At 41.8% G+C, this 21,474-nt stretch carries 22 protein-coding genes and 1 pseudogene; 6 read left to right on the top strand and 17 right to left on the bottom strand.

Features of this window, described 5'->3' with window-relative positions; all coding sequences use genetic code 11:
* Nucleotides 1-110 precede the first annotated feature (110 nt).
* Nucleotides 111-464 (bottom strand): type II toxin-antitoxin system PemK/MazF family toxin, encoded by a 354-nt coding sequence (locus IQ246_RS10495; protein WP_194002695.1) that lies wholly within the window; start codon nucleotides 462-464, stop codon nucleotides 111-113.
* Nucleotides 451-675, bottom strand: coding sequence for a ribbon-helix-helix domain-containing protein (locus tag IQ246_RS10490; RefSeq protein WP_096541670.1), 225 nt, complete (start codon nucleotides 673-675; stop codon nucleotides 451-453). The genes IQ246_RS10495 and IQ246_RS10490 overlap by 14 nt, the downstream gene beginning before the upstream one ends.
* A gap of 181 nt (nucleotides 676-856) precedes the next feature.
* Here IQ246_RS10490 and IQ246_RS10485 point away from each other — a divergent pair, with 181 nt between their 5' ends.
* Together IQ246_RS10485 and IQ246_RS10480 are read left to right on the top strand one after the other, a co-directional pair.
* Complete coding sequence (locus IQ246_RS10485; protein ID WP_244141981.1) at nucleotides 857-979, top strand: BrnT family toxin; 123 nt, start codon at nucleotides 857-859, stop codon at nucleotides 977-979.
* Nucleotides 942-1,112, top strand: a complete 171-nt coding sequence (locus IQ246_RS10480) for a hypothetical protein (protein WP_194002703.1) — start codon at nucleotides 942-944, stop codon at nucleotides 1,110-1,112. The genes IQ246_RS10485 and IQ246_RS10480 overlap by 38 nt, the downstream gene beginning before the upstream one ends.
* A gap of 12 nt (nucleotides 1,113-1,124) precedes the next feature.
* On the opposite strand, the gene IQ246_RS10475 is transcribed toward IQ246_RS10480, so the two are convergent.
* The 4 genes and pseudogenes from IQ246_RS10475 to IQ246_RS10460 all read right to left on the bottom strand — a co-directional run bounded on the left by IQ246_RS10475 (nucleotide 1,125) and on the right by IQ246_RS10460 (nucleotide 5,127).
* Complete coding sequence (locus IQ246_RS10475) at nucleotides 1,125-1,289, bottom strand: hypothetical protein (protein ID WP_194002691.1); 165 nt, start codon at nucleotides 1,287-1,289, stop codon at nucleotides 1,125-1,127.
* Between the two features lie 120 nt (nucleotides 1,290-1,409).
* Nucleotides 1,410-1,817, bottom strand: coding sequence for a BON domain-containing protein (locus IQ246_RS30270; RefSeq protein ID WP_339379237.1), 408 nt, complete (start codon nucleotides 1,815-1,817; stop codon nucleotides 1,410-1,412).
* A 1,509-nt stretch (nucleotides 1,818-3,326) separates the two neighbouring features.
* Nucleotides 3,327-4,007: pseudogene (locus tag IQ246_RS30265) on the bottom strand (caspase domain-containing protein); the annotation flags it as partial.
* A 232-nt stretch (nucleotides 4,008-4,239) separates the two neighbouring features.
* Nucleotides 4,240-5,127 carry a carbohydrate ABC transporter permease gene (locus tag IQ246_RS10460; RefSeq protein ID WP_194002689.1) on the bottom strand — a complete coding sequence of 296 codons (888 nt, stop codon included), beginning with the start codon at nucleotides 5,125-5,127 and terminating at the stop codon, nucleotides 4,240-4,242.
* 69 nt (nucleotides 5,128-5,196) lie between these two features.
* On the opposite strand from IQ246_RS10460, the gene purN reads away from it, so the two are divergent.
* The gene (gene purN, locus IQ246_RS10455; RefSeq protein ID WP_194002687.1) at nucleotides 5,197-5,847 is read left to right on the top strand and encodes a phosphoribosylglycinamide formyltransferase; all 651 of its coding nucleotides are present in this window, start codon (nucleotides 5,197-5,199) and stop codon (nucleotides 5,845-5,847) included.
* 382 nt (nucleotides 5,848-6,229) lie between these two features.
* Here purN and IQ246_RS10450 read toward each other — a convergent pair whose 3' ends face one another.
* The 4 genes from IQ246_RS10450 to IQ246_RS10435 form a co-directional block, all read right to left on the bottom strand.
* Nucleotides 6,230-6,826 (bottom strand): CPBP family intramembrane glutamic endopeptidase, encoded by a 597-nt coding sequence (locus IQ246_RS10450; RefSeq protein WP_194002685.1) that lies wholly within the window; start codon nucleotides 6,824-6,826, stop codon nucleotides 6,230-6,232.
* 60 nt (nucleotides 6,827-6,886) lie between these two features.
* Entirely contained in the window at nucleotides 6,887-7,969 is a 1,083-nt protein-coding gene (locus IQ246_RS10445; RefSeq protein WP_194002683.1) for a DUF3326 domain-containing protein, read from the bottom strand.
* 26 nt (nucleotides 7,970-7,995) lie between these two features.
* Nucleotides 7,996-8,178: a hypothetical protein gene (locus tag IQ246_RS10440; protein ID WP_194002681.1), complete on the bottom strand. Its 183-nt coding sequence runs from the start codon at nucleotides 8,176-8,178 to the stop codon at nucleotides 7,996-7,998.
* Nucleotides 8,179-8,308: 130 nt separating this feature from the next.
* Nucleotides 8,309-8,629, bottom strand: a complete 321-nt coding sequence (locus tag IQ246_RS10435) for a 2Fe-2S iron-sulfur cluster-binding protein (protein ID WP_194002679.1) — start codon at nucleotides 8,627-8,629, stop codon at nucleotides 8,309-8,311.
* A 327-nt stretch (nucleotides 8,630-8,956) separates the two neighbouring features.
* Between IQ246_RS10435 and acnB the strand changes: the two genes are divergently transcribed.
* A complete protein-coding gene (gene acnB / locus IQ246_RS10430; RefSeq protein WP_194002677.1) occupies nucleotides 8,957-11,638 on the top strand; it encodes a bifunctional aconitate hydratase 2/2-methylisocitrate dehydratase in 2,682 nt (893 codons plus the stop codon).
* A 296-nt stretch (nucleotides 11,639-11,934) separates the two neighbouring features.
* Here acnB and IQ246_RS10425 read toward each other — a convergent pair whose 3' ends face one another.
* From IQ246_RS10425 to IQ246_RS10395, 7 genes are all read right to left on the bottom strand, one after another.
* The gene (locus IQ246_RS10425) at nucleotides 11,935-13,098 is read right to left on the bottom strand and encodes a DUF4407 domain-containing protein (protein ID WP_194002675.1); all 1,164 of its coding nucleotides are present in this window, start codon (nucleotides 13,096-13,098) and stop codon (nucleotides 11,935-11,937) included.
* Between the two features lie 378 nt (nucleotides 13,099-13,476).
* Nucleotides 13,477-16,257: an SPFH domain-containing protein gene (locus IQ246_RS10420; protein WP_194002673.1), complete on the bottom strand. Its 2,781-nt coding sequence runs from the start codon at nucleotides 16,255-16,257 to the stop codon at nucleotides 13,477-13,479.
* Nucleotides 16,258-16,490: 233 nt separating this feature from the next.
* On the bottom strand, nucleotides 16,491-17,318 hold the full coding sequence (locus IQ246_RS31250; RefSeq protein ID WP_194002671.1) for a GUN4 domain-containing protein: 828 nt from the start codon (nucleotides 17,316-17,318) through the stop codon (nucleotides 16,491-16,493).
* Nucleotides 17,319-17,376: 58 nt separating this feature from the next.
* Nucleotides 17,377-18,420: a caspase family protein gene (locus IQ246_RS10410; protein ID WP_194002669.1), complete on the bottom strand. Its 1,044-nt coding sequence runs from the start codon at nucleotides 18,418-18,420 to the stop codon at nucleotides 17,377-17,379.
* 105 nt (nucleotides 18,421-18,525) lie between these two features.
* Complete coding sequence (locus IQ246_RS10405; RefSeq protein ID WP_194002667.1) at nucleotides 18,526-19,152, bottom strand: type I restriction endonuclease subunit R; 627 nt, start codon at nucleotides 19,150-19,152, stop codon at nucleotides 18,526-18,528.
* A 499-nt stretch (nucleotides 19,153-19,651) separates the two neighbouring features.
* Nucleotides 19,652-19,840 (bottom strand): hypothetical protein, encoded by a 189-nt coding sequence (locus IQ246_RS10400; protein ID WP_194002665.1) that lies wholly within the window; start codon nucleotides 19,838-19,840, stop codon nucleotides 19,652-19,654.
* Between the two features lie 95 nt (nucleotides 19,841-19,935).
* The gene (locus tag IQ246_RS10395) at nucleotides 19,936-20,565 is read right to left on the bottom strand and encodes a Uma2 family endonuclease (protein WP_194002663.1); all 630 of its coding nucleotides are present in this window, start codon (nucleotides 20,563-20,565) and stop codon (nucleotides 19,936-19,938) included.
* Nucleotides 20,566-20,834: 269 nt separating this feature from the next.
* Here IQ246_RS10395 and IQ246_RS10390 point away from each other — a divergent pair, with 269 nt between their 5' ends.
* Together IQ246_RS10390 and IQ246_RS10385 are read left to right on the top strand one after the other, a co-directional pair.
* Nucleotides 20,835-21,002: a hypothetical protein gene (locus IQ246_RS10390; protein ID WP_194002661.1), complete on the top strand. Its 168-nt coding sequence runs from the start codon at nucleotides 20,835-20,837 to the stop codon at nucleotides 21,000-21,002.
* Between the two features lie 215 nt (nucleotides 21,003-21,217).
* The gene (locus IQ246_RS10385; RefSeq protein ID WP_194002659.1) at nucleotides 21,218-21,358 is read left to right on the top strand and encodes a hypothetical protein; all 141 of its coding nucleotides are present in this window, start codon (nucleotides 21,218-21,220) and stop codon (nucleotides 21,356-21,358) included.
* The last annotated feature ends 116 nt before the right edge of the window (nucleotides 21,359-21,474 follow it).

Below are 21,474 nucleotides of genomic sequence, written 5' to 3'. Positions count from 1 at the left end.
CAGCAGTTCCTCAGTTTGTATATCAGGAGACACCAACGAGAAATCCTTGAGATGCACCACACTCAACTTCCATGCTTGGGAACAATGCTTAATTTACATGATTTTTAGCCTTAACTGAACCGTATTGAAACCAATCCCAAATGCAATTTCAACGCCGCATCAATTAGTACTATCATATCTTCGTTTAAACTACCTAATACTTCACCAGTAATTCGTTGCTTAGAAATTGTTCGCACTTGCTGTGCCTGTACTTTAGAAGGCTTCGTTAAACTACTAACCTCTGGATTAAGCAAAACTTCAAAGGGATAAACACGGTTCACATTAGAAGTAAGCGGTAAAATTGTCACAGTGGTAGCAGCAATATTACTTATATCATTACTAACAATCAGCACTGGACGACGTTTACCCATTTCTGAACCCATCACCGGACTAAGATTTGCGTAATAAATATCACCACGTTTCATCTGTTAAACCATCTGCCACTGTCACATCCCAATCGTTATCAACTTCAGCAGACGCTTCTCGGTAAGCTGCCTCTAATTCTCGGTTTCGCAGCAATTCTAATGCTTCTTCAATTACTTGAGAACGAGATTTACATCCTTTATTCCGCTTGTAATTTTCGACAAACTCCACTAAAGACGGTGGCAAGGAAATAGAGAGTTTTTCTACATTCATCTTCCTACCAATTAGTAGCAAAAATAATTCGTACTAATATTCTAGCTTAATCTCAAAGCCCAGCAGATCCGTTTGACTAAGTGGCTGTAACTACAATTTGTCATTACAATCAGGCAAGCGTAGCTGTATTTCTGTCATGGAGCGCCACAGCTACGGAGAGCAGCGTTTCGTCACCTTTGGCTTGTTGCAAGGGCGAGTCGTTGCTATTCTCCATACAGATCGTGATGATTTAACGCGGATTATTTCTGCAAGAAAGGCAACCAAATATGAGCAACGAATCTATTTCGAGCAATTCTCAGACTGATTGGCAATGGCTTGATGCTATGAGCGATGAAGACATTGATTTATCAGATTGCCCGGAAATGACACCAGAACTGTTTGCCAAGGCAACAGTTAAACTGGGTTTACCTGCGGCAAAAAATGCTTCTGACTTATGAATTCTTCAAGTTTCATTCTATGTTTTGATAGGCGTGAATTTTTTCATACAAACTATCAACGTTATCTTCAGCAAACAGTTTTTCTTTTAGTTGTAAATAATCACCTTCGCCTAATTTACAAGCTGCCAAAAATTTCATTACCTTGGATGGCTCTAAATGTGTGAGAAGAATCTGCATTACTTCTTGTAAATTTTACTGTTCATTAATAACTTTAATTGTCATCTTCTATCTCCAAAATAAAATCAGTCGGGTTGATTGCTTTGAGTGTTAAATCTTGACAGCGATTGATTAATCGCTTTATTGATTTGTTGATGGAGCAACAACAGCTTTCACAACTACATATTTGACACCTTTAATTTGCTTCGACAAAAGTTCAATTTTAGCAAGTTGATCTTGATTGTTTACGGTTCCGCTTACAGTAACAGTCCCATCTTCTGCTGCATCAACTGTTAGTTGACCATTAGGTATATTAGCTTCTAATTTGGAGCGAACTTCACTTGCTAGGTGTCCGCCTCTCTGTATATCGCCACCAGTAGCATTATTACGTTGTTCGCTAGCGCGAATATCTTCATTGAGTTGTCTTCTACGGGCTTCACTTTGTGCATTTTTTTGAGAAGCTTCTGTTGTTTGAACAGTAGGTGCTTGTGAAGAAATAACCTCTGGGCTGGACAAGGGAGTAGACTGTGGACTGTTACTATTAAAAATTGCACCCGCTAGCACTGCTATCACTAAGCCTGCTCCTCCTAGTCCTACCCATAAAAACTTTTGTCGGGTTATTCGCTCTTGAGTCGATTGAGTGGGTTGAGCAGAGCTTGACTGTTGAATCGGAGATTTAATCAATTCTTGACGATATTCTGCTTCCTCTCGCTGTCGTTGTTTCTCTGCCTCCTGCTGCTTTAGTCGTACTGTTTCTTCTTGCTGCTGTTTAATTCTCTCTTGCTCTTTCCCATATTCTACTTCTGAAGATGATTGAATAATAATTGCTTCAAGTGCAGATGTTTCCGCATCATTTAATTCTAAAATTCGTTGAAAACGTTTAAGTTCTTCACGAGTAACATCGCTAAGAGGATATTCAAACTGCATCGACTCTCTAAACACCTGTTCATACTGTTGCAGCTTTTGCTGATGTTCCTCGATCGCAGCAATAATTGGATTTTCAATTGCAGTCACATCCTCAGCAGTCAGATTCAACGCTTGATGACGTTGCGTTAGTTGAGAGCGTTTGAAAGCACTGAGCGGATATTCTTGCTGAATCGCCTCTGTAAACTCCTGCTCATATTGCCGCAAGTTTGCTTGATGCGTTTCAATCTCCGCATTAATCCGCCTCTTGATCGCACTCACATCCCCTTCACTCAACCCCAACGTCTGCCAAGTTTGCTGCAACTGCTTCCGCATCACTTCATCTGGATAATGCTGGCGCTGCGTCGCCTTCACAAACGCCTGCTCGTACTGCTGGAGTTTTTGATGATAGCTTTCAATCTGTGTTGTGATTTGCGCTTCGATTGGTGCAACATCTACATCCGTCAGTCCCAAACGCTGCTGCTGTTGGCGTAACTCATTCCGGGTTGCCTCGCTGAGAGGATATTCCTGTTGGGTGGCAGTAAAAAACAGCCGTTCGTAATCCTGGAGTTTCTGATGATATGCCTCTACCTCAGCCGTAATCTGAGATTCTATCGCCGCAATATCACCATTCGCCAGTTCTAATTGCTGCTGGATTTGCCGTAAGCGATCGCGGCTTGCTGCACTCAGAGGAAATTCCTGCCGCAGTGCCGTTGCAAAGGCTTGCTTATATGTTTGCAGGTTTTGCTGATGCGTCTTAAAGCGTGCAGTCACTAGTGCCTCAATCGGCATTGTGTCCTCATTCCGCAGCCCCAAAATTTGCTGGAGATTTTGCAGATCGTGGCGATCGCTATCTGTAATCGTTTCGTCTCGCTCCAGTAGTTCAGTAAACACCTGCTGATACTGTTGGAGTTTTTCGCGGAATTCGTTACGGTACGGTTCCAATACCTCATCTTCGATCGCCTTTGCTTCAGTTGCCTCCAATCCTAAGCGAGTCCTCAGTACATCCAGTGTTCGACGGCCAACAAAGGAAATTTCGCCTCGATGAATAAATCGCGCTACCTCTTTACGGTATCGCTGTCTGGGATCACCCGGAGCCACCTTTGTCAGTCGAATTTTAAAGCCTTCTCGAATTGCATAGATTTCCGGCTTCATCGCAGGCTGAAGCTCTCGCACCTTCTGACTGGCGTATTCATGCAGTTCATCAATCGAGATAAACTCATCCTGATCGCGATCAGCTTCTCCTGACTTGATACCTTCAATCAAGAAACGAGTGTAAATCGATAAATCTTGCCCTTCCTCCTCAAAGGAATATTGAGTCGAAGTAGAAGAAGTTAATATGGCTCGTCCTTCACCGCCTAATTGCTCCCGGATGTCAATCGTGCCGTCATCTTTGGCAGACATCCCCTCAGCAAACGCGCCACTAAAGCAGCTATCCAGGATCACAACTTGCCGCCGGGAGCGGCTTTCGCTCATGCGATCGTGAATAAAATTGGCAGATACCGACGTTGAGCGAATCAATTCGCCCTGCTGCGTCTTACTGGTGTTGCGAGTCGCTAGATACAGCCTACCGCGATCATCTTTGATGCCGTGTCCTGAAAAGTACAGCAGCAACAAATCATCCTTGTGCCGTGCGGAGAACAGCGTTTCAATCGCCATTTCTACAGCTTGTCGTTCAGGATTTTTTAGCAGGGTAATATCTGACGCAGCAAATCCGCCCATTTCGGTATGCAGCAGTACCTCGCACACTGCTTCCACATCTCTAACTGCACTGGGCAAAGGATTCAGCCCTGGCTCATACTCACTCACCCCAATCAGCAACCCTACCTTTGCCATTTAACTCACCTAGTGCTGCAATCAAATCCTATGCGGCTTTAATCTCTGTGTTGTTTGCTTCATACCAAGTTTTAGAATATCACCTATATTAATTGGACTAGTCATGAGCTAAATCTTTACAGCAAAGTTTAATCAAGCGATCGCAAATTGCAGGACAATTTAAATCAACTGAAATTTAGTAAGAATAAGCGTCGGTTTTATTAAAATTAGGATTTTATCCGAACAAAAACCCTCACTCCTCACTCCAAGTTCGCAACTGCAAATACACTAGTATCATCGTTACCGCTAACAGCACTGTCGCCCCTGCTGCTGCATAGCCAAAATCAAACTGACCAAAAGCTTCTTGGTAAATATAGTAAACCAGCAAATTAGTTGAATTCAAGGGGCCGCCGCCAGTAATTACATAAACTTGCTCAAAACTCCGCAAGGTAAAAATCGCAGTGGTGACAATTGCAAATATGACAGTAGATCGCAATCCGGGCAGGGTAATATGCCAGAATTGTTGCCAAGCATTTGCTCCATCTAAATCTGCTGCTTCGTAACGACTGGGGGGAATTGCTTGCAAACCCGCTAAAAATACCACCATATTGAAACCTAATTGTTTCCAAATACTTAGTACAATCAGTACTGGCATTGCCCAAAATGTATCTCCTAGCCAAGGGATTGCAGGAATGCCAAAAAAACTTAAAAGTCCGTTAACTGGGCCTGATGTTTGAAACAGCCAGCGAAATCCTAATCCAGCCGCCACAAGCGAGATAATTGAAGGTAAAAAATAGGCACTTCGCAATATTCCCCGCAAGGCTATGGAGCGATTTAATAACACTGCCAATGCTAAAGGAATAACTAAACTCGGAATGACGGTGGCAACGGTAAAATAAAGAGTGTTACCCAAAACTTGCCAGAAATCGGGGTTGAGTAGCAAACGCCAGTAATTTTTTAAGCCTACCCAATAAGTACCTGCTGAGGTAAAACTACCAGCAGTAAAACTCAGGTAAAACAAATAAGCGATCGGCCAAATAATAAAGATGCCTAGTAAAATCAGTGCTGGTGTGAGAAAAATCCAGGCAGCCACTGTGTCATTATCCAGTAGTTGTATACGCGATCGTCGGGTTGTTTTCATGGCAATGATCGGGATTAGGGACTGGGGAACTTTTAGCAGGATCACATTTATTAGTAAGATATAATTTTTATGAGTAATAATTTCCCAGTAAGTGCTGATGCTGTTTGTTTAATTTCTCCCAACATCTCTAGTAACCAATTTACACAAAGCACTCCCTTGAAACTGGGAATCATGGCTTCTGGGAATGGCAGTAATTTCGAGGTAGTCGCCCAAGCTATCCAAGACGGGCAGTTAAACGCCCAAATTCAAGTTTTGATTTATAATAATCCTTCCGCTAAAGCAGCAGTCAGGGCGGTAAATAGAGGTGTAGAGGCTGTTTTATTAAATCACCGCAACTACAAAAACCGGGAAGAGTTGGACGAGCAAATTGTGCAGACGTTGCGGAAATACGATGTCGAATGGGTGATTATGGCAGGCTGGATGCGTCTAGTGACAAAAGTCTTAATTGATGCCTTTCCCAACAAAATAATTAATATTCATCCTAGCTTGCTACCCAGTTTCAAGGGAGTTCATGCTGTAGAACAAGCTTTGGCATCTGGCGTAAAAATCACTGGTTGTACAGCGCATATAGCTTGTTTAGAAGTAGACAGTGGCCCAATATTAATGCAAGCAGCAGTGCCAGTATTACCAGATGATACACCAGAAACCCTCCACGCCAGGATTCAAGTTCAGGAACATCGAATTTTACCACAGGCGATCGCACTAGCAGCTTCTCCTTAAAGTATTGGGATTGATGTCGCTGGGAGCTTGGCTAGCGGTAACTGAAGGAGCAACAGGATATGACATAGGTAGAAAAAGTACCCTAAATCCAGGGCGAACATTGTCCAGAAGACGTAGATTCGAGAGAAAACAGTCGGTATCACCGTATTGAATATGATGTCAAGGCGATAGAAACACGTGTTTTTTTCTCCCTCGTGAGAAATCCGGGTTAAGACAGTTCAAGCGCTTACAAGTGAAGATTATGGTTGCGGCAATGGCAAAAAAATAGCGATCGCCTTACTACTTACTATTAAGTAGACTAGGCGATCGCATCAATTTTTCATTTCAAATTACACTTTTAATTGCATAGACAAGGAATGCAGATAGGTTAATTCAGGAGAACCTAACTTTTAATTTTCGACAATTGCCACATTTTCCAAAAATAGCTAGAAATCAAATTTGTAATAATGTGAGCAGCAATTGGGACTAATAAGTTGCCACTAATCAAGGCACTATACCCTAGTATTATCCCAACAATTGTTGCCCAAATCACATAAGGCCATTGTTGGGAACCGCTAAGGTGTAAAACGCCAAAGCAAAGACTCGATACAATGACAGCTATATGATCTGAACCTAAAGCTGGCAGTATCACACCCCGAAATAATAATTCTTCACTCAAACCAGGTAGCAACCCTAACCAAATTAAGTCTGGTAAAGCTAAGGGTTTCAGTACCAGTTCTAAGTAATAATCTGCACTTTTACGGTAGGGAGGAGACAAGCGATAAGCTAAGCCACTTAACGCAGTGACGATGATCCCTAATCCTACACCCCAAAGCAAGTCTGTTTGATCCCATTTCCAGGAAAATAAGGAAAAATTGCCAAAGTATAGAGATAGCTTGGCAACTATCAACAAAATGATTGCAGTCGCTCCCATAGCCCCAAGTACTTGGAAGCGCGTCAGGTATGGAATTTCTGGCTCTTGCTTTTGTTGTTCAACCACGGGTGTTTGGGGGGAATGGGGAAGAAAATAACTTTTGACTCTTGATCTTTGACTCTTGACTCATGAATTACGAATTGGAGCGTTCGCGCAGCGTCTGGTAGAGAAGCGACTTGAACTGAGAGCGGATAGATTGATGCCTGCTTTGTGTGCAACCAATACACCCACTGCCTCTAAATATGAGTTTACCTGTATGGATTTGATTCCTAACGGCTGGGGAGGAACTTGTATTTGAGTTTTATTTTCTTGCACTGTAATTATTTGGCATCGCTTCTGGCTTAAACTGAGTAAAGCACTACCACCACAAGCAGTTGCAGGTGCGATCGCAGCATCTACATGATCTGCCCAGATATCTTCTTGTAAAGATCCAACTAACTCTTTGTCTACTATAAATTGTGGAGCGCGACTCAAGCCGACAAGGACGCTCGGTAGGAAAGTATAGCCTAATTCTTCGGCAGCGGAACGGGGAGATAAATCTGGATCTGGGGGTACGCTCAAAAGAGCAGGAGAATGGGCGCAAGGTATTTGAAAGGTTTGCACTAGCAAATGGCTAATTACGGCTTCTGCACCCGCTAAGGGATCGACGCCTTTACCTTGGCGGTAGTTTTGTACTGCCTCTTCATCTATATCATCGGGGAAACGGGCAACAACTGCGATCGCTTCTGCTCCTACTTTGTTAATTAGGATCTCAGCTGCCCTTAACAAGCTATCTGGGTTGCCAATTGTTCCCCAACTAGCTCCCGATGATGCCGTTCGTAATTGTACATTTAGCGGGGCATCGGTGATTACATAATCTGTAATTGTCAATCCTAGAGTTGCTCTAGCGGCATCTGCTGCTTGCAGATGTCGCAACCGTAATTCTGGCTCAATACCTTGGTCTAAAAGCAAACCTACTTTATTGGTATGTACAGGGCGTAAGCCCCAGCATCCAGCAGCGAATTTGTCAAGTCCATAACCTTCAACATAGAAAGCGTTGGGGAGATTCCAGTACAAACTAGCGCCATTGAGGACATTGGGGTGAGTGATCAGGCGATCGCAAACCTGTGCTATGACTCTGGCAACAGGCAAAGCATCACCAGCATAACCGCCAATGGCAGCCCCAACGCCAGTTGGTACAATTAACATAGCAGTGTATGGACGTTGCATAACGAGTGCTGAGTATAATCGCGTCTCTACTCAGCACTGGCTCTGGTGACAACGGCTTCAACAGTAGCTTTTTGCTGTGCAACATCCACAGAGGTAATTGCCCAACGCAGAGGTGTACCTTGTTTTTGTAACTCTGCTTCAATTACTTTTTGTAATTCTGTCGGAGTTTCTTGAAGGTCAATTTCTGCGGTAATAAAATGAGTTGTCATTGCCTTAATTCCTGTTGATTTGTAGTATCTAGAATAGCAGCTTATCAAGTGCTAATAAATACTTATTTTGTTTATCAGTCTTGGTAATATCAGTTATCAATCAAACCGTATAATGATAATTGTTCACTGATTATTGGTCTTTACCAAATTGCAACTGATAAACTATTTCTTCTTTTTCTGTGTCGATTTTCAAATCAGAAAGGGGTTTGGCAACACAAAGCAATGCATAACCTTGTTTTTGTAAATCTGAACTAACGCCCATGCCATCAGTTTGATCTACGGTTCCCTCAGTTATTTGACCAGCGCAGGTTGTGCAAACCCCAGCATGACATGAACTAGGCAAATCTAAACCAGCGGCGTCAGCAACTGATAAGATGGTTTCATCTTCAAGAACTTGTAAAGTATGAATTTTCCCTTGGTGGCGAATTTCTACGGTGTAAGTTTTGGGCATATATAATAGAAGTGTGATGTAATGAGAACTTTCGGCTAAGGCTTCCTTAGATCATAAGTTCGGTGGACAAACGAATTATATTATCTGATAAATAAGCACACAAATAAGCTATAAAAAACAAAAAGGTAATTATTTCTAAACAGCTTTATCGACGAAAATAGCTATACAGTTATAATTATAAGTCCTCCCTAGACAAAAAACTTAAAGTAAGGAGGCTCACTTTCTGTGAATTCTCCCTGTAAAGATTTGTAAGGTTGAATGCTCCTGAAACTTAGGAAGTGATTAGAAACACTTAAAAAATGTTTAGCTGAATATTTGGAGTTCAGAATGTTGGAATCATACCGTAAACATGTTGCCGAAAGAGCAGCACTGGGAATTCCCCCCTTACCAATGGATGCAAAGCAAACATCAGAGTTATGTGAATTACTGAAAAATCCACCAGAGGGTGAAGCAGAAACATTATTACATTTATTACGCGATCACATTCCTCCTGGTGTTGATGCAGCAGCTTACGTCAAAGCTGGATTTCTCACCGCCATTGCCAAAGAGGAAATTACTAGCCCGTTGATTTCACCCATACAAGCGGTGGAATTGTTGGGGACGATGGTAGGCGGCTACAATGTACAATCTTTAATAGATTTGATGCAATTGCCTACTGTATCCGTTTCCGACTCTTCGGAAACACCGCTGGTGATGGGAGGACAAGGAAAAGAACCCATCGCCGCTTATGCCGCCAACGCTTTAAGCAAAATTTTGTTGGTATACGATGCCTACCATGATGTCTTAGAATTATCCAAAACCAATCCCTTCGCCAAGCGAGTAATTAACTCTTGGGCAGAAGCTGAATGGTTCACCCTGCGTCCCACAGTACCAGAAGCTATCACCGTCACCGTCTTCAAAGTTCCTGGCGAAACCAACACCGACGATTTATCCCCCGCCCAAAGCGCCACCACACGCCCAGATATTCCCTTACACGCCTTAGTGATGCTAGAGTCGCGACAGCCGGGAAGTTTGGCAACAATTGCCGAGTTAAAGAAAAAAGGTCATCCCGTGGCTTACGTGGGTGATGTAGTTGGTACAGGTTCCTCGCGTAAATCTGCTATTAACTCGGTATTGTGGCATACGGGAAATGATATACCTTTTGTGCCGAATAAACGCGCTGGGGGGTATATTTTAGGTGGTGCGATCGCGCCTATTTTCTTTAACACTGCTGAAGATGCTGGTGCTTTGCCTATCCAATGCGATGTCACCAAACTAGAAACTGGTATGGTAATTACCATCCATCCCTACAAAGGCGAAATCACCACTAATGTAGAGACGTTACATGGAACGTCTAGCGAAGTCATTTCTACCTTCACCCTCAAACCTGATACCATTTTTGATGAAGTCCGTGCAGGTGGACGCATCCCCCTACTTATTGGGCGTACCCTCACCGATAAAACCCGCCAAGCAGTTGGTTTAGAACCCAGCACCGTTTTCATCCGTCCCCAGCAACCCGCCGATACAGGTAAAGGTTATACCCAAGCACAAAAAATGGTTGGTAAAGCTTGCGGATTATCTGGTGTGCGTCCTGGCACATCTTGTGAACCTATGATGACCACCGTTGGTTCTCAAGATACCACGGGACCAATGACCCGCGACGAATTAAAAGAACTCGCCTGTCTTGGTTTCAGTGCAGATTTGGTAATGCAGAGTTTCTGTCACACAGCCGCTTATCCCAAACCAGTTGATATCCAAACTCAGCAAGAACTACCAGACTTCTTCGCCTCCCGTGGCGGTGTCGCCTTACGTCCCGGCGATGGTATCATTCACTCTTGGCTCAACCGAATGCTGCTACCCGATACCGTCGGCACAGGCGGAGACTCTCACACTCGTTTTCCCTTGGGTATTTCCTTCCCCGCTGGTTCTGGGTTAGTAGCCTTTGCAGGTGCTTTGGGGGTAATGCCTTTAGATATGCCAGAGTCGGTATTGGTAAAATTCAAAGGTGAATTGCAACCCGGTATCACCTTGCGAGATGTCGTGAATGCCATTCCCTACGTAGCAATTCAAAAAGGTTTGCTCACAGTAGAGAAGCAAAATAAGAAAAACGTCTTCTCTGGAAAAATTCTAGAGATGGAAGGCTTGCCAAATTTGAAAGTTGAACAAGCTTTTGAACTTACCGATGCTAGTGCTGAACGTTCCTGTGCAGGTTGTACAATTAAGCTGAGTGTAGAAACAGTTGCCGAATATCTGCGTTCCAATGTAGTGCTGCTGAAAAACATGGCAGCGAGGGGTTATAAAGATGCACGTACCATCCTACGCCGCGTCGCCAAAATGGAAGAATGGTTAGCCAATCCCGTGCTAATGGAAGCTGATGCCAATGCAGAATATGCCGAAATTATCGAAATTGATTTAAATGAAATCAAAGAACCAATTGTAGCTGCCCCTAATGATCCTGATAATGTGAAATTATTATCGGAAGTTGCTAATGATCCTGTGCAAGAAGTATTTGTTGGTTCTTGTATGACAAATATCGGTCATTATCGGGCAACAGCTAAAGTTTTAGAAGGTGCAGGTGAAGTCAAAACCCGCTTGTGGATTTGTCCACCAACTCGCATGGATGAACACCAACTCAAAGAAGAAGGTGTATATGGTATTTTTGATGCGGCAAAAGCGCGGACAGAAATGCCAGGGTGCAGTTTATGTATGGGTAATCAGGCACGAGTTGCTGATGGAACAACAGTGTTTTCTACCTCTACCCGCAACTTCAATAATCGCATGGGTAAAGATGCGCGAGTGTACCTTGGTTCAGCAGAATTAGCCGCAGTTTGTGCGCTGTTGGGACGCATTCCCACAATACAGGAATATATGGATATTGTGGCGAACAGAATTCATCCTTTTGCCGATGATTTGTATCGGTATTTGAACTTTGATAAAATCGTTGGTTTTGAAGATGAAGGGCGCGTGATTCCGTTGGAAGAAATGCCGAGACTTGAGGATATTTTGGGTATGCCTACGGCGAAAAAATAGGTGCTTTTTTGGTAAAAGTTGGAACTGCCAAGATATAAATTATGCCAAGAATTAAGACAACATTAAGGCTTGATATTTCTTGGCGTTTTTTATTTAACTGATCCGATTCTGCTCAGACAATAATAATATATTTATGTAAACAATCGGAAGTTTTGAATATTAAGAAAAAGCCGATAAAAATAGCCCAAAATACGTTTCAATAATTTGAAACAAAGAAAACGACAGTAGAGACGTTGCATTGCAACGTCTCTTGTTGCAATCATTAATTTAATCGGTATTAAATTTTGAGTGAAGGATTATTGGTTAACTAGATACTCATAATACTTTATCCGCTCCTCACACAGCTTCCGAAATCTGATAGTCTCTTGACTATATTGGTCATGAATGCTTATTGTATCTTTAATTCCAATATTTGCTATCTTCTCTTTACTTATCTCTTTGTGTCGAAGATACTCCACCATGAAGTTTTGAACTCTTAACTCTAAATCCTTTAATTCTTCGATTTTCAGTATTTCTTGCTCCTTAATTCGGCGGAGATATTCTTTATTAGTTTCATACTTTTCTTGTTCTGTAATAAGTGACTCATAAAGTCCCTCTTTAGATAGCATCTTAACTAAGAGAGGAGAAATTTCAATTATGATAAATAGGAGAGTTACAAGTAAATTACTTGTAGCAACAGTAGAATCTTTCTGAGATAGTCTCTCTAAAGCAGTAAGCCGAGCCAAGAGACTGTCAGTTTCCTTATCTAGTTGCTGTTTAGTATTAAATGCAGCTGGTGCTAAGATCAAATCCCGACGTTTTATAAGGTTATTTTTTTCATTCTGTAGTTCTTGTATTTGCTGATTAATATTATTGATGGTTTGGTCTAATTTATCCGTAAACTCTTTCTTAGCTTTAAAGGCACTTCCTTGTCCAGCTTGACCTGTTCCACCTGTACCGTCTAGCTCCTCGAAGGCTTTTGATGTTAATGTGTTACGGTCATCGGTGCGTTGCTTTCTTTCATCTGTTAATTTTTGGATATCTACTTCTATCTCATTTAGCCTCTTTGATTCCTGACTACTCTCCCATTCTGCTTGTTGCTTTCTTCTCTCTTCTCTTGGCTTTTCAATTTTTTCTTGTTGTAATTCTTGATTAATTTCTGGCTCAAATAGCCTTAATTCAAGAGGTTTAGCAATTACCAAGCTTAATAAAACTGCTATACTTAGCCGCAGACTAGATGCTGCAAAAAATTGCCATTTTGAAGTAGATTTTCCTCGATTTGTACTTAAGATAAAGAAACGATCTAAATTAAAAATTACACAACTCCAAGCAGCACCCACAGCGCAGGAAATTGAGATAGAACCAAAAACGGTGAAGAGTGCATACCCTCCTGAGAAGAAAGCCATCACTGATGTTAATAAAACAGTTGTGCCAATTGATTCATATTTATATCGTTCTGTTAAGCAACTTTCTTGTGCCAAGACTTCGTGATTTGCCCCAGCAGACCAGATTAAAAATCTCTCTACAGGATTGAGCGTCGCTTTTTTCGACATATTAAGTCCCTTATTAGTTGGAAGCGTAAATTTATGAGACTCTGGGATGTAAGATTTTTGATTAGTTTTTCAGTTTGATGGAAAGTTAATTAAAAATATTACATCGCTACTTAATTGAGCAAATTTCTAAGCTAATGTGCGTCTAAGACCGTCATTAATCATTTGTCATGCGTCCTTTGTAAATACTTTCGACTAAGACAAATGACAAAGGACAAAGAACAGCCCTCATGAATGATTGTGCAATCTAAATGTGTTTTAGCTTATCACTGCAATAGCCCAATTTTGGGATTTCAGTATTAACCATTTCTAATCGTTATCAGCAGGATTTAGTACTCCGACTTGTGGTGACATATCGATTTGCTTAATAGGCTCCCGTTGTTTTAACATGTCTCTCAACATGTCCATCCACGCGAACTGCATAGTACCTGCTTGGAGAGCGTCTACTCCTGGAGAACTACCACTACTTCCTCCAATAAATATTTCCGGCATATCTATTTTGAGTTCAGCTAATGCATGACTCCATGCTTTCTCTGATTCAATCTTTGTGTAAAGTTCAGGACTTAGAGCTAGAATTCTCTTTTGCAGCTCGTTAATTTCAATATCCCTAAGCTGCTTCTGATATTCTGCGTCCATATCAAGCTGTTTTTGCTTCGTCTCTAAATCAACATCATCCATCAGACGTTTAGTTTCTGCATCTGCTTTTGCTCCCTTGATTGTCGCTTGAGCATTGAGTCCTGCAATTTCTAAATTTTGTTGGGCTTTAACCAGTTCAACTTGAGCTTTTGTCCTTTCTTGTGCCTGAATAAGATCTTGGAGTTGTTCTTCAGTCAATATCTCTGCCTTAATAGTCTTGCGCTGCTCTTCAAAAACTCTGCTCTGCTTTACGAGTTCTTCTAATTCATCAGGGGGATCAATTTCATTAATCAGTGTACTGATTGCTTGGACACCATAAGCATTCAGGGCTGCCTTAATATGCTCTTCTGCTCCTCTCTGAATTTCAACACGATTGTCTTGAAAATCTAGAGCTTCATACCCTTGGGCTGAATTTCGGAAGAAACTGTCAATCATCGGACCCAGAACTCTGGACACAAGATTCTTAATGGCAGTATTTTTGTGTGTTTGATCAGAATTATCAGTTACTTTAGCACCAACACGTAAGATCATTCTGGGTGCATCTTCTTCACCAATGCTAATCACCTGAGTAACCCTAATATCAAAAGTAAATCCATCCTTAGAACGAAGCTTCAACGCTTTCAGATTGGTGTCGTAGTTGTCCTCTGGCTTTGGTTCATCTGACCAATTTAGAATAATTTCGTTAGTCGGGACAATTTCTACAGTTTTTACTCTTGTGTTAACAGCATATTTTCCAGGTCTAAGGGGTATTTTCTGTACTCCTTTATATCCTTCATCCACTAATCGAGACTCTTTTGTAGAGGTACTATCAACATTCTTGCCAATATAGGAAGTAATTACCCCGACTTTATCTGCGGAAATTTCTGTCAGCGGCACTTGTTCAACCTGAACAAACCAAGGATTCAGGCTCCAAGAACCTTCTTGTAGAAATTCCTCCTGCAAACCTCGGAAACCACCGGCATCAATAAATTTTTGTCCATTCTGAAATTTGTCATGTCTCTCAATGAACGAACCAGCAACTTCACCTTCTGGGGTGGGTAATCCATCAAGAGTCGTAACGATTCCAATTTTATCTGCCCCTATTGTGCAAATCTTGAGGTCTTCAGGCTTCATGCCATATTCGATAGCATTCACCGTGGTCACGATAGTAAACAAATCAGTATTAATTTGATATTCACCAGCCCTGAGAATAGCTAACTGCTTACCTCTCTGCCCCCCATTGGTAATAAATGCTTGTGCATCCTCAAAGTTATTGCATTCAACAGCCCTTCCAAGGATTCTTTCTGGTGATAACGGCGTACCCCCTTGAGCAACCACTAGGGCAATTTCTCCTGGCAGGACTTTGACAACGGGTGCTTTGTGAAGCTTGAACAATGCAGTGTTAATTTGGTAAGTTCCTGATTTGAGAATGGCTAGTTGTTTCCCTTTCTGCCCTCCTTGATCAAAAAATGCCTGCGCGTCCTGGAAGTCATTGCACTCAACAACTTTGCCAAAGTTTTGACCAGGTGGTAGAAGAGCGCCATCCCTGGCTTCAACTATGCCAACTTCACCTGCCTGAATGCGGATGAGTGAATCTCGCTGAATTTTAAAGAGTTCGGTATTAATTTGGTAAGTTGCAGCTTTGAGAATGGCTAGTTGTTTTCCTCTCTGTCCCCCCTTTTCAAAAAATGCCTGCGCGTCTTGGAAGTCATTGCACTCAACTACCTTGCCAAAGTTTTGACCAGGTGGTGTTGGAGCGCCATCTTTTGCTTCAACTATGCCAACTTGGTCTGCATGAATATGAATAACATCTCTGATTTCAACGGCAAACAGCTTGGTATTAATTCGATATATACCAGTATTTAAAATCGCTTGCTGCTTCCCTCTCTGTCCGTGATTTTTAAAGAACGCCTGTGCATCCTGGAAATTATTGCACTCAAATACCTTGCCAAAGTTTTGACCAGGTGATAGGGAGGCACCATCTTTTGCCTCCACTATGCCAATTTTATCTGGAGCAATACAGATAGCTTCCTCTTTATGGATCTCATACAGCCAAGGCAAGCGCCAATACAACCCAGGATTAAGTGTCTGAGCTTGCCAACCTGCCTCTTTTTCATCGAAGGCAATTAAGTGGCTAGTTGGGCGACCAAACTTTTTGCGTTCAATTCCAATTTCATTCTGCCCAATTTGGACAATCCCTGGTAGGAAAATTACTCCAATCACGATTCCACACACCACAAGGATGATTGCGATGCCGCCAACAGGTGAAATTTGTGCTATTAAAATAGATGAGTTGCTTAAAGGCGCGATCGCTAAGTGCCTATCTTGAGTAGCTAAACTTTTTTTAAGCGGTATTTGTAGAGTTGACTTTGGGGTGAATGCCTGAGTTGGTTGGTTGACTGAAAAGCTGACAACACCTAGTATTACCACGCCCGCTAGCGTAACTAGATACGAAGGTAGTTTTTGAAGCTGCATAATAATTTTGGATAGAGGAGCACTACTTCCGACCAATTTTGAAGCTTAATTACTAGATTTCAGTTCTCTGGATAATGACATATAGTAAAATCACCGCTGTTCCCACTTTTTACGTAAAATTTCGTAAAAATAGCGGCAAAGTCAGGGTTTATTAACAATTGAGTTCAGTTATTTTACGCACCCCATGCGATCGCAAGCGACTTTTGGAATCAGATTTGTGCGCCACCTTACAATCAAGAGGAGCGCGACAAACAATCTTCCACAAGAGTCAAGAAGCCTTTGAAATTATCTTGCCATGCCCCAAACCAATTGATTCCGTCTTCATCATGAGGGAATCTCAAAGATGGCAAATGTCCTTTTGGAGCAGCTTGGGAAAAATTTAAGCTCGTATAATGTCTTAACCAATCATCATTGACTCGCCAACCTACACTATCCCCGAAGTTACGAAAGATTGGAGGATCAAACTTGCCTGGTTGTCCATCAACGCTAAACCAGATGTTTCTTTGTACACTGAAGCCGAATTGATATTGACTAGCTTCTATCCAAAGTTGATCAATCATGCAGATATCTGAGCAGGAAAAATTTTTGAGATCCTTAGCTTTTAACGAGCCTTCTTTTTGTCTCTTAGCAACTTGCAGAATAATCCGAACTGTCTCTTGGTCTGCCTCTTGCCATGCTTTTTTTTCCAATAAATCGCGGAGTTGGTGGTAGTCTGCCTTCAATGGAACAATAGGAGACTTGACTACAATTGGCGGCGAAGGAGGTGGCTCGATTGGAGGAGACTTGACCAAATTGGGCGTGTCAGGAGCTGGTTCAATTGTAGGAGACTTGACCAAATTCACTGTGTAAAGAGTTTGCTCGATTGTATCTAATTCATCATTTAACCGTTTCAGTTCTGTTTCCTCAGCTTGGATTTGTTGTTGTAACTGAAACTTAACAGCAGCCCCAGCCTCAATTGCTAAAGCCAACCGCAACTGCTTTAACTTCTCATTTCTGAGATCCCACTCGGCTTGAAGGGTATCTCGCTGTTTTTGCGATCGCTGTCGTTGGTTTATATTCACTCTCCAGCAACTCTACTGTTAGTCTCTTGAAAGATAGTATAAACTGCAAAGTGTTGATTTATCCTTGCAATGCAGACTCAATCTGATCCAGTTCATTGCTAAGATGTGCTAGCTTTGCCTCTTCATCAAGCATCTGCTGTTCTAATTGAAACTTTACTGCTGTACCAGCCTCAATAGCTAAATCTGTCCGCATCAGCTTGATTTTTAGGCTGCGAATATTCCATTCTGCCTGAAGTGTATCTAATTGCTGTTGTAAACGTCGTTTCTGTCCAGCAGTTAAGCTAGTAAAAATTGGACTAGTTTCAATAGTTATAGTTTCGCCAGGTAAAAATTTACTCCCACCTGCGTAGTAGCAAAGGGGAAAATTGTCGCCCAATTCCAGCACTTTATTAACAAACGGGTGTTGGGGCCCCGACGCTCTTTTAGGAACTTGGTCAAATAAGTAAATTAAAACATCAAGAATACGAGCATAGCCATCTTTATTCACTGCTGCTTTGCCTTGCAACGCTTCCAATAAGCAATCTGTGAAAGCACTATAAGGCTGACCTGTATACGAATATTCATCTTCCCGTGAAGAAGCAACCACAACTCGACCGCTTCCCGTGGCTAGTACATTTAATAATTCAGGAGGTAATGGTGATTTAACAAATGTTTCTCCTGGTTCCTTCAAAGCTGGAACGCCACTAGCATGACAGCAATCTAATAAAACTACCAGCTTCCGCGCTGTAATTGCCTCAATCTTTTGGGTAAACTCAAAACCTGATATGGCCGTGTCTGTGTGCTTGCTAGGATCATAGCCGAATGGTACAAGGAAGTATTCATTGGTATGCTTGATGTGTCCACCATGACCAGAGTAATAAATAACGACAGTTGCATCAGGATCTTGATTGACGTTGGTGATAATTTGGTCAAAAGCTGTAAGAATATTTTGCCGAGTTGCCGAGGTTTCGGTGAGTAGTGTGACCTGTGCTGGTGGATAAGCGGCGCGTTCACGATTAATCAGTACATCTCGGATGGCAGTTGCATCTTTAACAGTGATGGGTAAATCTGCACCTATGCCGATGAGTAATGCATAACCGTTGGTAAAAATTACGTCTGTCATGTTCTATTTTTTAGAATATGTCTGGCTCTACAAGCTTTTGAACATACCGCAACACGTCTACAAGGTTCTGCTCTGGTATTTAGCTATATTATGTGTAGGTGCTGACTACAACAAAATTAATTGACCAATGCGTTTTAAGATACTTAGTACCTGTTGAAATTCTGCATCCCGTTCAATTGATAATGCATAAGAACGAGCATATTTTGGCTTTTCTTGCTGAACTTGTTTGACAAAAACAAACTCTCTACCGTTGACAAGTAACCCAAAAGTTGGTTGTTCAATATTGGGAGTATCAAGCATATAAGCAAGTGCTTGGGGTAATGCGGTTAAGACATCAAATTTAGTGCTTTTAGATTCAATAACTAGTACCACTAGACGTTTTTGAATTACTAAAACATCAATATTACCTTTGACTATTATGCTTTCATCTACAGCAGAGATATCAGTAGATTTTTCCGTTTCAATTTCAAAAGGTGGCTGATAAAAACCTGCTAAATCTAGCAGTGGAGATAGCACTACCATCTTCACCGCTTCTTCTGACATTGGACGACGTTGAGTTAAATTTAAATAGTTACTTTTAACTCGTTCGAGCGATAAATTTTCTGCATCATTCAACGATGGTAAATCATTTGTCCATTCCGTGAAAAAATCAGCATTTGTAACCAATTGCAAACCAAATTTTTCTTCTAGTTCATAAAGGCTGATATCCCGCGCTGGGATTGTTTGTACCATAATTAACTGAGGAATAAGAAATACATCTGTATTATATTATGATGACTAAAAATTTATCTGTTATTGCGTACCCCTACCCTGCGGGAAGCTAACGCAACGGGGAAGTAAACTACGTGTAGCGTGTCCGTAAAAACTCAGCAATCTCCTGATGTCTGGTCGTCAAGAGGTTGCTGCACTTCGCTATCACTCTTTACTCTGCGGAAACCTTATTCATAATTATGCAGCCTAAACTTAATACTATCTGGTGGTGGTCGCCTGAGCCTTTGTAGGCAACAGGGGAATCCCCATAATTCCAATTAGGTGCTGTATATAAGGACGCATTGAAACTTCGTGGCTTGCGCCATCTGGTTTCAAGTATTTGATTTTTTCCATTAATCAATTAAGGGGCTTGTATCCAATATTCGGGGCTAGTTCTTCTCCCTGTTCTCTATTCCCTGTTCCCGCCCCGTTGGCGCAGCCTCTCGTAGAGAAGGAGCTGGTCAACTCATGCCAACTGCACCTACGCATAGCCAAATGCTGTATCAAATATGTAGAGGTTGACTACAGCACTCACTTTACAAGTTGTCAAATCTTCAGGTGGCAAATTTGCACAACAAATTGTTGTCCAAATCTCGTAGACATCAGCTGCAATCAAGTAGTTAGACTTTTGACGGCTATGCCCAAAGCGATGGCCAGCAATAATCCTCAAACGTGCGTCGTTTGATCCATGACGCAGTTCATGGATAGCTTGATGCAGTCCGGTGTGTGCGTTAGTTGCGCTACGATCACTAGGAAACTATAGGATTATTTTAAGCCTTGTTTGAGATCGCGGATGGCAACGCTAGTGTTGCGTTCATAAGCAATTTGTACACAACGGGCGATGGCACTTAACAAATCAAAGTTGGGAAAATAACAGCTGTTGGTTTGCAGTTGGTAATCATCACCTTGTAAGTGGTGAATTAATAACTGTTGATTTTTGAATAACCAAACTTCAGGAACACGATAGGGAAGATAATCCTGTAGATTAGAATAACTGGTAACATCAATTTCAATTACTAAATCGGGTGGTGGATCTTGTTGCCAGTCGATGCGTTTTTTCCCAGACACTGCTTGCCAGTTATCGATATAAAAGCAATAATCTGGCTCAACGCCGCTTTCTTGGGGTAAGCTCATAGTAAGGGGTGTAAATGCGTCATATTCTCGTCCATCATGATCCAATAGTACTTTAACAACGTCAGCCAGTAGGTTAGCATCTCGACCGTGTACTGGTAAGGGCGACATCAGCAATACTTCTCCATTGCGATATTTGATCCGCGGAATTGACCCATCTCCCCGTTGGTCACATAAATGCTGATACTCTTGCCAACTAGCGATTAAGCGCACTACAGCACCAGGGGGTAATTGAGTCTTGTCTGGAGAAACGAGTGCAAACATGACTGATATTTCCTTTTACATCTGCATACCGTCATGATAACAATCACAAATAATTTAGTAGCAGTATAAACCCTAGAAGTGAGTGGCAATTATTACTATTGATCTACATTGTATTTCATATATCTACATATCCCATAATGCAGTTTTTTAGAATCTATCTAAAGGCATATTTAAAAGTATCGTACAAGCATTTATGTTGTTAATAACAACACTATAAATAATACTTCTGTATTAATTAGCATCAAAATTTTAATAGCAAGCAAACTAAAATGCCTAAAATTGTAATTTCAGACCTTAGCTATCCCGAAAACGGAATGGAGATTCAGAGCTTGCCAAGTTCTGAGATTGAAAATGTTTTTGGCGGTATAAATGCTCTCCAATTTATTGAACAAGCTCTTAGTTTTCTTCAAGGACATAGTACGGTTGTCGGACAATAGTGCGGTGACTTGAACGGTACAGTCGGCGATCGCCAATGATATCGCTTTGCAGCGATTCGATCCATCCTTGGAGGGCTACCAGTTTAGGGGATCTAAAGAAATCAGATTACCTGATGAGCTAAAAAAAGCCTGAAGCTAAGTACAGGTATGACTTACAAGAACTTTGGGAGAAATTTACCAACTTTCAATCAGCTCAACTAGAAAAGACCACTATATTGAGCAGTTACCGGGCGATCGCCCGGTGGGGTGGTCAAGGAACTAGTACAGCAAGGCAAAATACCCTACTACCTCAAGCCCTACAGCACGCGGCATACTTTTACAACTTGGGCAATCAGCAGCGGCATCAGCCCGGATAAGGTTGCGCTCTGGATTGGTGACGAGGTGGAAACCGTTTTAAGGCACTACTGCCACCCAAACGTCGTTAATTCGGATGCCCAGATTTTTGAGTGGTGTGCTACTCATTTGCTACTCA

The sequence above is a fragment of the aff. Roholtiella sp. LEGE 12411 genome, assembly GCF_015206995.1.
Classification (GTDB): domain Bacteria; phylum Cyanobacteriota; class Cyanobacteriia; order Cyanobacteriales; family Nostocaceae; genus Komarekiella.
Note: the sequence above shows the minus strand (reverse complement) of the source record. Positions and strands in the feature narration are given on the sequence as shown.